Below are 13,514 nucleotides of genomic sequence, written 5' to 3' on the forward strand. Positions count from 1 at the left end.
ATGCAAGTGGTTTCCTTATCTTGTCACCAGCCGACGGACATCATGTCCACGCCCTCAAGGATGTGCCGGCTAGTATAGCGCATAGCGCATCACACAGTGCGATCACCACTTTGGCATATCGGGTTTAGCCATCCAGCGTACGAAATCAGCCAGCTTTAGAGGGCGACTGACCCAGAACCCCTGGAAAAAATGCACCCCGCGATCGCGCAGCCATCGGGCTTGTTCCTGCGTTTCTACCCCTTCAGCAACTGTCAGCATATTAAGGCGTCTGGAGAGTGTCAACACGGCATCCAGTACCGGCGACGTCAGGGTCTCTGTACCAATGGCATTGATAAACCCGCGATCGATTTTCAGGTAATCAACCGTAAAGCGTTCCAGATAGATAAGTGCACTATGACCGGTGCCGAAATCATCAATGGCAATTTCGAACCCGGCAGAATGCAGCCATTCAAATAATTTGGATGCCTCGTGTTGATCGAGCATATCCCGCTCAGTGATTTCCAGCACTATCTGAAAATAGTGTGCGGGTAGAGTGGTGCTCAGATTCTGAATATCTTCTTTAAAGCTTTCACCGTGCAGATGCGTTGGCGCGATATTAATCCCCAGTTTTGCGCCTTTGGGGAGCACTTTTTGCAGGGTAGGGGCGTCGCGGGCCACCAGCTTAAAGAGATGCTGCGTGAGCGGCACAATCATTTGCTGTGATTCGGCGTAGTGAATAAAGGCATCTGGCGGGATCTCGCCTGTTGTCGGATGATGCCAGCGTAACAGGATTTCTACACCTTTGACCTCCAGCGTCTGCATCTCCACTACCGGCTGGTAGACCACATAAAACTGATTGTGCTTGATGGCGGTCAGGATATCTTTCCCAGGGCGCAAACGGATAGCGTAGATGTAATACCAGAGAAGGAGGGCAGCGATAATCCCCAGCATACATCCCAACATTACGGCATATCCGACGTCTTTATACGACCAAGCATCAGCGTAAAAGCGTACTTCCAGCGGCAATTTAGTAAGAACCGCACTATGTGATGGGGTGTCAGGGAGATCGGTCGCGGGGACTAATTGTCTGGAAAACGTCGAGATAGCTGTGTTATTGATGATGAGAGCCACGCCGTTGAAATCATCCTGTCTGGCGCTATAGAGGAGATAGGGAGCCAGGTTGATATTCAGGGTGGTAAAAACACCACTGTTTTTCAGAGAAGGATTTTGATACCAAATCATTATTGCTGGTTTATTCGGCATCATTGGTGTGCCGGATTGTAAGTCCATATCGATATTTTTAGTAATATCAAGATTGGGAACCAGTTGCTTGATTGGTGAATCCATTGGCCCGGTTGCTGAGGAGCAGAAAGCGATGCCGTCTTTTACCAGTAAAAAGGCACGAACGTTCAGGCTGAATGCCGCGCTGGAGGTGAGTTGAGCGGAGACTTGTGAACAGTTTTCTTTTATCAGAGGTTGCAGAGCGTTCGTGGTGTTTTCGAGGTCAGTGAAGAAACTTTCAATATAGTTTTGTATGTTAGACGTTAGCGTTTCGTACTTAGCGTTTCGTTGGTGCCATGACATGAAAAATTGCAGGCTACTAACGAGTAATGCGACGATTATCCCCGTTAAAATGCAGGTGAGCAGAAGTTTTCGGCCGGAAGAAGAGGTACGTTTGAACATAGGCCCTTAAGTTAACCAGGAGTAACCGCTTAATCTGTAAGAATATAACCTGGAATGACTCAGATTGTGAGATTTTTCTTAGTCCGCGACAGAAAGCAGAAAGCAAAAAGCACCGCCTAAGCAGTGCTTTTGATTTGTCTCATCAGGATAGCCAAGGGATAGCTGCCAAACGAATTAACTACGGCTCAGAACCCGGCGGGCTTCGTTGTAACGTTTTTTCCAGTACGGCTCGTTCATGCTGGAAATAACAACGCCGCTGCTGGTAGAGGCATGTACAAACTGGTTGTTACCGATATAAATACCGACGTGACGGCCCGTAGAGCCAGCACGGAACAGAACCAGATCGCCGGTGCGCAGATTTGTGCGCGAAACGGATTTACCCGTTTCCTGTTGTTCATAGGTTGAGCGAGGAAGCTCTAAACCAAATTGTTCACGGAATGTACGTTGTACAAAGCTTGAACAATCAATTCCTTTTTTGGTGCTGCCGCCAAGGCGGTAACGCACGCCTTTCCAGTCAGCATACTGGTCCATAATACGCGATTTAACATCGATATTACGTACCATATTTTCAAATTCATCCTGAGAGGCTTGCAGTGAAGAGTTATCTCTATTGCCCACAGCATGCGTCTCAGAATGCATATTCTTGGCGGTGTTCGTTGTGCTACATGCAGAAAGCAGAACCGCAACTGCTATCGCGGGTATGCCCCGCAAGATATATCTCAAAATCGGTTGAGATTTGACCATGTTGTTTGTTTTCCCTTGAAGTCCTTAACGATAAATATCGTTATAAAAAATGCCAAACGTGACGAGACTAATTACCTACGCACGATGAGACAATTCTTTATGGTCAAATCTGTGGCAGAACGCACAAATTTATTCGTATAGAGAATAATTATCCCGCGAGGCAAAACGTGTTCGAGATTACCCGATCGCTACAGTCATTGCGAGTGATTTTATGTGATTTCTTATAAGAAAAAGTGATACAGAAAGTGAATAAACGGCATTGATTAAATTAAGAGCGATTAGGGTAAAAAACATGCAATTCATTCATTTAAAACATGAATAAGATGACAGGAGAATGACAGTTTTAATGATGTATCAGTGACAAACATTATCAGAGAATCAGAAGCGTCTCTGATAATGTTAATTACTATGCGTTATTTGTTTAAAAAATGTTTGTTTTTGCCGGGGAGGTAATTCGTAAACAAAGTGACCAGCCGGTCGCTTAATGGCGTCATGAGCCACCAGGGCAGGCCAATCAATACGACGGTCATGGAACCCACCACGATATCGGTAAGCCAGTGAGCACCAATCATTACTCGCGGGAATGCAAAAACCACAGCGATAATAAGGCCGATTAATCCTGCGACTTTTCCGAAATAACGCAGCATAAATGCGGAAAAAATAAGCAGCATCATGCCGTGATCGCCAGGGAAGCTGTCTCTTGACGCATCTTTGGTCGGAATATGCAGCAACTCGCTGACGCGATGAATATTATCAAGCATCAGCGTCGGGCTGGCACGTTTGACCGGAATAAGCGCCTGGCCCAACTGATTTAATACCACTGCGGTGAGCAGCATGACCAGGCCAATAGCCACAATGCGTCGGCGACCTTCCGATGTTTCTTTCAGCCAAAAGTGCAGCATCAGTGCACCCATTGCCAGCAACGAGCAGCCATCAAATGCCCGGTTATTGGTGATAGCCACAACCCACAGGAACAGTGGGCTTTCGACCAATTTCTGATTGAAGAAGCGGAAGATGCCCGTATCCAGTGAAGACCAGAACCCGTGTCCGGCCGGAATATACCAGGACAGAAACAGCGCCAAGCCTGCAATATTAAGCAGAAGGATAAGAGGGTATCGGGTTTTCATCGTCGTTCACCATTGCCAAAATCGCAGGCAACCTTACGCGTTAACATCTAAACGAAGCTTCAACAATGCACTCTGTAACGTGTTCCAGTCAGTCTCGGTGTCGGAGATAAGCTCAATCCGGCTGTCCGGTGGCGCGACGTTTTGCGTCTCAATGTGCCAGTCATCGCCCTGACGGTTGATGCGCACTAATCCTTCTTTGATTCGCATGACGCCCTTTACGCGCCCAACCGGGGCAAGGCGCGACCATTCCAGCAGACCGATGGTATCGAACACGGTATCGGCATCAAAAATCCAGCCGCAGGCCTGATGCCCCTGGCCGCTGTTCAGGCTACGACGCCAGCGTTGCTGTGCCGGCAGGCTTAGTGCCCCCAGCCCCTTTTTGTCGGCATGCTGATGGGCGTGCGCAGCACTTGCGGGAAGCGCCGCCAGATTCAGCCGTGGTAAATCCAGTAACTGCCCGTCAATGTGCCCGTGATCGGCGTGAACCAACTGACGGTTACCGCCGTTGTGCTGCCACCAGGTTTGCAGGGCATTTTCACTTTCTGTCGTGGCGCGATCGATTTTGTTGGCGACGATAACGTCGGCTGAAGCCAGCTGATCGCGGAAATTCTCATTGGCTACGCTTTTTTCATCCAGTAGCAGGCGAGGGTCGAGGATACAGAGCGTGGCGCGCAGATCGATCCACGGTTCGTAAACCGGGGCGGTGAGTAAATCCAGAATCTGTTTTGGATGCCCGAGACCGGTCGGTTCGATCAGTAACCGGTCAGGCTTGCCCTGACGCAGCAATGTATTGAGGCCCACCTGCATCGGTAAACCGTTAACACAACACATGCAGCCACCGGGGATCTCTTTCAGCAACGCGCCGCTATCGGCCAGCAGGGCGCCGTCAATACCCACCTCGCCAAACTCATTGACCAGTACGGCCCACTTTTCGGCGGGATCTTTGTTCGCCAATAGATGAAGAATAGAGGTGGTTTTGCCACTGCCGAGAAAACCGGTGATGAGATTGGTTTTAGTCACATTTACTCCAGAAACATAAATTACCGTAATGGCATTTAACAATCCTGGCGAAAAACAGGGAAAAAGAGAAGGGGTGAGAGGACGAAGACGTGCTTCGTCCTGTTTAATGGCAGAAATCGTTAATTTTTTAACATCTGTATGACGGCCTGATGCGCGCCGTATTGGGCAATACGTTGCCAGGCCTGCTCAATAGCCTCGACAAAGTGCGGGTTCTGCACCAGGTCGGTGGCAAAAATCTCGTGCAAGGAAAGCAGGGCGCTGACGCGATCTGATTCTGTGCTTTGGTCAACAAGAGCGCCAATTTTCTCACTCATCGGATCGCGTACATCAATGGCTGTTCCCGCATCATCCACGCCGCTCACGTAGCGCATCCAGCCTGCGACGCCGAGTGCCAGCAGAGGCCAGTCGCTTTTCCGCGCTAAATGAACGCGGATCCCTTCCAGCATTCGCTGCGGTAATTTTTGGCTGCCGTCCATCGCGATTTGCCAGGTCTTGTGCTTCAGCGCCGGATTGGCAAAGCGTTCCAGCAGGCTTTCGGCATACTGGGGTAAATCGACGTTAGTGATACGCAGCGTGGGGGCTTGCTCCGTCATCATCAGGCGGTAAGCCGCTTCACGAAAGGCATTGTCCTGCATGCAATCACTGATGTGGTGAAATCCGGCCAGATAGCCAAGATAGGCCAAAAATGAGTGGCTGCCGTTCAGCATCCGTAGTTTCATCTGTTCCCACGGCAACACGTCGTCAACCATCTGAACACCGGCAGTTTCCCACTGTGGGCGACCGGCAACAAAATTGTCCTCAATCACCCACTGGATAAACGGTTCGCAGCTGATGCCACAGGGGTCGGCTACGCCCAGTTCATGGGCTATTTCATTCAGCGACTCTTCGGTTGCGGCAGGGACAATCCTGTCCACCATGGTGCCCGGAAAACTGACTTGCTCTTGTATCCACGTTGCCAGTTCAGATGAGCGTTTTTGCGCCATTCCCAGAACCGCGTTTTTCACTACATGACCGTTGTCCGGGATGTTATCGCAAGAGAGTACGGTAAACGGCGGAAGCCCGCGTTCGCGGCGGCGATGCAGGGCTTCGACAATAATTCCCGGTGCTGAGTGGGGCTCATCCGGCGAGTGTAAATCATGAACAATGCGCGGGTTAGCGAGATCAAGCGATCCTGTAGCCGGATCAATACAGTAGCCTTTTTCCGTGATGGTTAACGACACAATCGCCACCTGAGGTTCACAGAATTTTTCAATAATAGCCGCCAGCGAATCAAGCGAGGCGTTCAGGCATTCGTTAACGGCACCGATCACGATCGGTTGATTACCGTTCGGGCCTTTTTCTAACACGGTATACAGATGATCCTGCTCGCGAAGCTGACCCATCAGCCTGTCGCCGCTGAACAGGCTAATCTCACAAATTCCCCAGTCTCCTCCCTGCGTATTGAGCACCTTGTCGGTTAATAATGCCTGATGAGCACGGTGAAAAGCACCGAAACCAAAATGCACGATCCGTGATTTTAACTGTTGGCGATCGTACTGCGGTATCCGTACATTTTCCGGGAGTGGAGCCGTGGCAATAGTCTTCATTACACACACCTGATTAACCATTAATTAACAATGGCAGTATAAAGTTATATGACAACAAGTTAAATTGGTGTGCCTTATTTATACTGGGAATGTGAGCTAGATCAATCAATGATGGGCGTTATGTTGATCATTAAGCCGAGGCCTGTATGGTAGTCGTCATACACTCATTCTAATTTGGTATAACAACTTGTGAGGTGAAGCAATGGAACAAACCTGGCGTTGGTACGGACCTAACGATCCGGTATCGCTTGATGATGTGCGTCAGGCTGGCGCAACCGGTGTTGTGACCGCCTTGCACCACATTCCCAATGGTGAAGTGTGGCCCGTTGAAGAGATTCAAAAGCGTCAGGCTATTCTGGCTGAGAAGGGGCTGACCTGGTCGGTGGTGGAAAGCATCCCCGTTCATGAAGACATCAAAACGCACTCCGGACAGTATCAAACGTGGATTGCGAATTATCAGCAGAGTATCCGTAATCTGGCGACCTGCGGCATTGATACCGTGTGTTATAACTTCATGCCAATCCTCGACTGGACGCGTACAGACCTTGAATATCAGTTGCCAGATGGCTCTAAAGCTCTGCGCTTTGATCAGATTGCCTTTGCGGCCTTTGAGCTGCACATCCTGCAGCGCCCAGGCGCTGAGGCGGATTACACCGCTGAAGAACAGCGTCAGGCGCTGGACTATTTCAACGCGATGAGCGAAGCCGGGGTGGAGAAGCTGACCCGCAACATTATCGCCGGTCTGCCGGGGGCGGAAGAAGGTTACACGCTGGATAAGTTTCGTGCGCGCCTGGCGGAATATGATGGTATCAGTAAAGATGACCTGCGTAATAACATGGCCGTATTCCTGCGGGCGATTGTGCCGGTGGCCGAAGAAGTCGGCGTGCGTCTGGCCGTGCATCCTGACGATCCGCCGCGTCCGATCCTCGGCTTGCCGCGCATCGTTTCCACCATTGAAGATATGCAGTGGCTGAAAGAAACGGTAGACAGTATTTATAACGGTTTCACCATGTGCACCGGTTCCTACGGCGTGCGTGCGGATAACGATCTGGTGAAAATGATCGAAACCTTTGGCGATCGTATTCACTTCACGCATTTGCGTTCGACCTGCCGTGAAGATAACCCGAAAACCTTCCATGAAGGTGCTCACCTGCAGGGCGATGTGGATATGGTATCGGTAGTGGCTGCCATTCTGAGCGAAGAACAGCGTCGCAAGAAGGCGGGCGATCTGCGTCCTATCCCGATGCGTCCGGATCATGGGCATCAAATGCTTGACGATCTGCACAAGAAAACCAACCCGGGTTACTCCGCGATTGGCCGTCTGAAAGGGCTGGCAGAAGTTCGCGGTGTTGAGCTGGCGCTGAAACAAACGCAGTTCCGCGATCTGCTGTAATAGCATCAACAGGGATTGGGCGAGTGGCTCGATCCCTGTTCAGCCATCAGGTCTGAATTAACGCCTGCTCCAGCACTCTCAGCACCTTATTGATCTGCGGTAACTGCAACCCACCAAAACCGAAAAACATCACCGCGTCGCTGCTCTCCTTGCGCCAGATTTCTTCTGAACCGTTTTCAATGTCCTGCAGCGTATCAAAGCGCACACCTGCCAACAAACAGCGCTGTTGCAGCGTGGTGATGATGTCGGGCGATCGGTCAACACGTAAAGAAAGGTGCAGGCCCGCTGCAGCACCATCGATTTTGCCATCAGGAAACAGCGCGGAAAGACCGTCCCGGAGAAGCGCGAGACGTGCCGCGTAATTGCAGGCCAATTTACCGAGGTGGGTATAAAACACCTGATTTTGCATTAATTCAGCTAAAAATTGCTGCAATAACCACTGGCTACCGTTGTTGTTTAACGCTTTCATATTCTGCACTGCTGGGAGCAGTTCATCAGGACAAATGAGGTAGCCAAGACGTGCCCCCGGCCCCAGCGTTTTTGAGAATGTCCCCATGTAGATAATCCGATCGTGATAATCCATGGCTTTCAGCGCGGGAAGGGGATTCGCGCCGTAAGTAAAAACGGCATCGTAATCATCTTCGATAATGTAAGCCCCGACACGCTGCGCCCACGTCAGTAATGACAGACGCCGTTCCAGCGAAAGCACACTCCCCATCGGGTATTGATGCGCGGGCGTTACGTAACAAAGTTGGGTTGCATAGTCGGGTAATTGATCAGTGCGCAGGCCCAGGTTATCCACGGCGATTGGCGTAATGTCAGCACCATAATAATTAAACAGATGCCATGCGCCAGAATAACAAGGGGATTCGGTCACAACATGACACTTTTTTTCCTGACATGCTGCATGATGAATAATAAATATCTGGCTGAGCAGCGATAATCCTTCCTGAATTCCGTTGGTAATGATGATGTTCTCAGCACGGGTATTAATCCCCCGGGATAAATTAAGGTATCTGACCATTTGCTCACGCAATGAAAATAATCCATTTGGTGAATGGTATCGGGTAAATAATTGCTCTTTAAGTACGCTGGGAGCGTTATTCCACTTTCGCCAACTTGACCAGGGAAAGGCGTTGGGATCGGGGACACCCATCCGGCAATAGAACTCCCGCCCCATCTCGCTGTATACATCGGTGGAAACCCCTGCAGGTTCAGGTTTTACCGGAGGAGAACCCTGAGCTACCGGTACGTGCGCCGGGGTCGTGCGTACCGGCGCGGTGAATATGACTTCATAGCCTATGCCTTTTCGGCTCTTAATAAACCCTGCCGCCATCAGCTTTTCATACGCCATAACGACCGTAATTTTGGCCACGTTTATCGCTTGCGCCTGCTCTCGGATAGAGGGGAGTTTGTCTCCGTACAGCAAATCTCCCTGCTGAATAGCTTGAAAATAAAACTGAAAAATCTGCAATTGCAGCGGCGTACGACTTTCTCTGTTGAGAGACAGTGTCAGCATGAGAAATTCCTTATTAAAACGATAGCGGTATATTACGAGTTTCCGTTTTTAACTATTTTGATTCGCCTCATGGAGTGAACGCTGTTCCTATACTCTGTCGCCAGTGTCTCTATTTTCCTTTTTTAATATCCCTTAGCGTGTCGCTATTAAAATAATGGAGGCAAGTATGTCGTGGATAAGAAAAAACGCTCTGTGGTGCGCATTCGGCGGGGCCTTTGCAATGGCCTTTGCCATTTGGGGAACGTGGCAAGGCGTACATTACACCAGCAGCACTGAGTTTTGTTTGTCGTGCCACTCGATGCGCACGGTGGGGGAGGAATATAAGACCAGCGTACATTTTCGTAATGCATCCGGTGTGCGTGCCGAGTGTCAGGATTGCCATATTCCACCGGGAGTTGTCCCGACGCTTATCCGCAAAACGGAAGCTTTAAACGACCTCTACCATACGTTCATTTCGCCTTCTATCGATACCCCTGAAAAGTTTAGCGCAAAGCGGGCGGAGTTAGCTCAGCGGGAGTGGGCGCGAATGAGTGCCAACAATTCAGCAGCCTGTAAATCCTGCCACAGCTATGAGGCGATGGATCACGGTAAGCAATCGACAAATGCGGCGGCACAAATGACCGCAGCGGCGGCGAAGGACAGCAACTGCATTGACTGTCACAAAGGCATTGCCCATCACAAGCCCGATATGAGCAGTGGCTTTCGCGACCGTTTTAAGCAACTACAACGCCAGGCGGAGACACCATCGGATGCGGCCACGCTGTTTTCATTAAGCGAGAAAGCCCTGACGGCAACGATAGGGAGCCCGGCAGGGAAAGCGCTGCTATTTCCGGCCACCGAGGTCAGGGTGCTGAAAAAAGAGGGCAGCAATATCCAACTGGAAGTGACGGGCTGGCGTGAAAGCAAAGGCCGTGGGCGTGTTATCACCCAGTATATGGGTAAACGCGTGTTCTCCGCTGTCCTTGATGATTCTCTGATGCCTAACGTAAAAGTCCTACAAACCCAAGTTGATCCTGATTCTCATCAAGAGTGGCAGCAGGTGAGCGTGACCGCCTGGACCTCTGCTCAGGGACTTATCACCAGCATCGCACCGGTGTGGGAATACTCGGACCAGATGCTGCAATCCACCTGTAGTGCCTGCCACAGCACACCGCCAACCACCCGTTATACCGCCAATGGCTGGATCGCCGGACTAAAAGCAATGTCGACCTATTACCGACTTAATCCGGTGGAAGAACGTACGTTGTTGAAATACCTCCAGACGCATGCCAGCGATGTGTCTGATCCCAAATAACAGAGAGGATAATATATGGATATTCATGACTTTAATCCGTCCCGCCGCCGTTTTCTGACCGGTATGCTGGCGGTGGGGGCAGCCAGTGCGCTGGCGCCGAATCCGCTGATATCAAAAGTATGGGCGGCAGGAGAAAACCCTGAGCAGTGGATCCAATCCGGCTCGCATTATGGCGCTTTTGAAGCCAAAGTGGTCAACGGTGAGTGGACCGAAACCCGCCCTTTTAAACACGACAAATACCCGTGCGATATGCTGAATGCGGTGCGTGAAGTGGTCTACAACCCTTCACGGGTCCGTTACCCAATGGTTCGGCTGGACTGGTTACGTAAGCGTGAAAAATCGGACCGCAGCCAGCGCGGAGATAACCGTTTTGTGCGAGTCAGTTGGGATCACGCGCTGGATCTGTTTTATGAAGAGCTGGAGCGGGTACAAAAAACTTACGGCTCCTCCGGCGTATTTACTGGGCTTGCCGACTGGCAAATGGTGGGCAAGTACCATAAGGCTGGCGGCGCAATGGACAGGGGGCTCGGCCTGCACGGTAGCTATGTCACCACCGTCGGCGATTACTCGGCGGCGGCCGCGCAGGTCATCTTGCCGCATGTGATTGGCTCGCTGGAAGTCTATGAGCAGCAAACCTCGCTGCCGCTGGTCATTCAGAATACTAATACCATCGTACTGTGGGGCTGCGATCCGATTAAGAATTTGCAGATTGAATTCCTGGTGCCCGACCACGATGCGTTCGGCTATTGGCAGCAGATTAAAGAGGCGGTGGCACAGGGTAAAATGCGCGTCATCAGCGTTGATCCGGTGCGCAGCAAATCGCAAAACTTTCTTGGTGCTGAACAGCTGGCGCTGCGTCCGCAAACCGATGTCGCTTTGCTGCTGGCGCTCGCACATACGTTGTATGAAGAAAAATTGTACGACACCGCGTTCATTAACGATTACACCGTCGGCTTCGAGCAGTTTTTACCGTACCTGAAGGGGGAAACTGACAATCAGCCGAAAAACGCCGAGTGGGCCGCGGAAATCTGTGGTCTGACGGCGGAACAGATTCGTGATTTTGCCCGCCTGTTGGTGAAAGGCCGTACGCAATTTATGGGGGGCTGGTGCGTACAGCGTATGCACCATGGCGAACAGTATCCCTGGATGCTGGTGGTGCTGGCCAGCATGGTCGGGCAAATTGGCTTACCGGGCGGCGGCGTAGGATTTGGCTGGCACTATAATGGCGGCGGTACTGTGACGTCGGCCGGGCCTGTTCTGTCGGGGCTCGGAGGGATTAACAATCCACCCGAGGCGAAGTATAAAGCGGATTTTCGCGGCGTCTCCGAGCATATTCCCACCTCGCGCATCGTCGACTGTTTGCTTGAACCGGGCAAAAAAATTGCTTTTAACGGCGAAACGTTAACCTGGCCTGACATCAAAATGGCGATTTACAGTGCGGCCAACCCGTTCCACGCCCAGCAAGATCGCAACCGTATGATCGAGGCGTGGAAGAAGCTGGAAACTGTGGTGGTGTTAGATCATCAATGGACCGCATCCTGTCGTTTTGCCGATATCGTCCTGCCCGTCACCACGCGCTTTGAGCGTAACGATATTGAGCAGTTTGGTACGCATTCGAACAAAGGGCTGATGGCGCTGCATCAGGTGGTCAAACCGCAATATGAAGCACGGCACGACTTTGATGTGTTTGCCGGGCTGTGTAAGCGCTTTGATAAAGAGGCGGTATACCGTGAAAACCGCGATGAAATGCAGTGGATACAAGCACTTTATGATGAAGGTGTGAAGATGGGCGCATCGCTTGGTGTCACCTTGCCGGACTTTGACACCTTCTGGAAAGGGGATGGATACGTTGAATACCCGGTGGGACAACCGTGGGTGCGTCACGGCGAGTTCCGCGACCAGCCGGATCTTAACCCGTTGGGCACCCCGTCAGGGCTTATTGAAATCTACAGTAAAACCATCGCCGGTTTTCAGTATGAAGATTGTCCAGGACACCCGGTGTGGATGGAGCCGTTTGAACGCAGCCATCAGGGCAAGACAGATAAATATCCGCTGCATCTGCAATCCTGTCACCCGGATAAACGCCTGCACTCGCAGTTGTGCTCAAGTGATGCGTTTCGCAACACCTACGCGGTGGCCGGCAGGGAACCGCTCTATATCTGCGAGCAAGATGCAACCGCACGCGGTTTAAAAGCCGGAGATATCGCCCGCGTGTTTAATGCTCGTGGTCAGGTGCTGGCAGGCGTGGTGATTAGCCCGGATTTCACTCCTGGCGTGATCCGCATTCATGAAGGAGCGTGGTATTCCCCGCAGGAAGGCGGGAAAGCCGGGACGCTATGCACCTATGGCGATCCAAATGTCCTGAGTGCAGATATTGGTACTTCACAACTGGCGCAAGGCCCTTCCGCACATACCGTGCTGGTGGAGGTTGAACGTTATCAGGAGAAGGCCCCGCAGGTTACGGCATTCGGTGGACCAGAGACCGTTAAAGAGGAGGGAGCCAGTGCCGCATAATCACATTCATCAGCAGCGGGCAGCAGTGTATCAGTGGTTTTCGCAACTGCTGTTTCGTGAGCTGGACGAGAAGCAATTAGCCAGCCTGGAGAATGGGGATAGCCGGGAGTGGATTACATCACTGGCGGGAATACCTGGGGTGAGTGCTGACGTCAAAAATTTTGAGCGTAGTCTGGCGCAGGCACTGCGGCGTGAAAGCCGACAACTGGAGCTGGCAGCAGATTTTGCTTCGCTGTTTCTACTGGCGCCTCCGGGCGGTGTTTCTCCTTATGCTGGGCATTATCCGCACACGACGGCACCTGAAGAACGACGGCAAATGAACGCATTGTTAGTTGAGCAGGGGTTGGCTGCGCGGGAAAATGAACCGTCCGATCATATTGCGGTACAGCTGGCATTAATGGCGAGGAGGGTTGGTAAAGAGGAAAGCGTCGCTGCCCAATATTACTTTTTGCATCATCACATTATGTGTTGGGCACCTCTGTTGCGTGAAAGCTGTTTACATCGGGATGAAGGGGGTTTTTATCCTCAGGCGGTTAACGTTATTGTCAGTTTTATGCGCGAGGATGAGCAGTATCTGGAATCATTATTGATGGATGATTTTTATCTCAGCAGCCAGCGCTGAAAATGATAAAGGGACAGCCTGTGCTGTCCCTTT

10 protein-coding genes are annotated in these 13,514 nt (G+C 51.3%); 4 read left to right on the forward strand and 6 right to left on the reverse strand.

Going from position 1 to position 13,514, the window contains the following annotated elements; genetic code table 11:
- Positions 1–102: 102 nt before the first annotated feature.
- The 5 genes from E4Z61_RS01815 to E4Z61_RS01835 form a co-directional block, all read right to left on the reverse strand.
- Positions 103–1,662, reverse strand: coding sequence for a cyclic di-GMP phosphodiesterase (locus tag E4Z61_RS01815; protein ID WP_135321266.1), 1,560 nt, complete (start codon positions 1,660–1,662; stop codon positions 103–105).
- Positions 1,663–1,836: 174 nt separating this feature from the next.
- Positions 1,837–2,406, reverse strand: a complete 570-nt coding sequence (gene mepS / locus E4Z61_RS01820; protein WP_135321267.1) for a bifunctional murein DD-endopeptidase/murein LD-carboxypeptidase — start codon at positions 2,404–2,406, stop codon at positions 1,837–1,839.
- Between the two features lie 413 nt (positions 2,407–2,819).
- Positions 2,820–3,533, reverse strand: a complete 714-nt coding sequence (locus tag E4Z61_RS01825) for a phosphatase PAP2 family protein (protein ID WP_135321268.1) — start codon at positions 3,531–3,533, stop codon at positions 2,820–2,822.
- Between the two features lie 33 nt (positions 3,534–3,566).
- On the reverse strand, positions 3,567–4,553 hold the full coding sequence (locus tag E4Z61_RS01830; protein WP_135321269.1) for a CobW family GTP-binding protein: 987 nt from the start codon (positions 4,551–4,553) through the stop codon (positions 3,567–3,569).
- Positions 4,554–4,672: 119 nt separating this feature from the next.
- Entirely contained in the window at positions 4,673–6,139 is a 1,467-nt protein-coding gene (locus tag E4Z61_RS01835; protein ID WP_135321270.1) for a mannitol dehydrogenase family protein, read from the reverse strand.
- A gap of 202 nt (positions 6,140–6,341) precedes the next feature.
- Between E4Z61_RS01835 and uxuA the strand changes: the two genes are divergently transcribed.
- The gene (gene uxuA / locus E4Z61_RS01840) at positions 6,342–7,532 is read left to right on the forward strand and encodes a mannonate dehydratase (protein ID WP_135321271.1); all 1,191 of its coding nucleotides are present in this window, start codon (positions 6,342–6,344) and stop codon (positions 7,530–7,532) included.
- A gap of 46 nt (positions 7,533–7,578) precedes the next feature.
- Here uxuA and pdxR read toward each other — a convergent pair whose 3' ends face one another.
- Complete coding sequence (gene pdxR, locus E4Z61_RS01845; RefSeq protein ID WP_135321272.1) at positions 7,579–9,051, reverse strand: MocR-like pyridoxine biosynthesis transcription factor PdxR; 1,473 nt, start codon at positions 9,049–9,051, stop codon at positions 7,579–7,581.
- 166 nt (positions 9,052–9,217) lie between these two features.
- Here pdxR and torC point away from each other — a divergent pair, with 166 nt between their 5' ends.
- From torC to torD, 3 genes are read left to right on the forward strand one after another with little or no spacing between them, the layout of a single operon-like run.
- The gene (gene torC / locus E4Z61_RS01850) at positions 9,218–10,345 is read left to right on the forward strand and encodes a pentaheme c-type cytochrome TorC (protein WP_135321273.1); all 1,128 of its coding nucleotides are present in this window, start codon (positions 9,218–9,220) and stop codon (positions 10,343–10,345) included.
- Positions 10,346–10,360: 15 nt separating this feature from the next.
- Positions 10,361–12,859 carry a trimethylamine-N-oxide reductase TorA gene (torA, locus tag E4Z61_RS01855; protein ID WP_135321274.1) on the forward strand — a complete coding sequence of 833 codons (2,499 nt, stop codon included), beginning with the start codon at positions 10,361–10,363 and terminating at the stop codon, positions 12,857–12,859.
- A complete protein-coding gene (gene torD, locus E4Z61_RS01860; protein ID WP_135321275.1) occupies positions 12,849–13,481 on the forward strand; it encodes a molecular chaperone TorD in 633 nt (210 codons plus the stop codon). Before torA ends, torD begins: the two co-directional genes overlap by 11 nt.
- Positions 13,482–13,514: the final 33 nt, after the last annotated feature.

Origin of the sequence: Citrobacter tructae, from assembly GCF_004684345.1 — a bacterium.
Classification (GTDB): domain Bacteria; phylum Pseudomonadota; class Gammaproteobacteria; order Enterobacterales; family Enterobacteriaceae; genus Citrobacter; species Citrobacter tructae.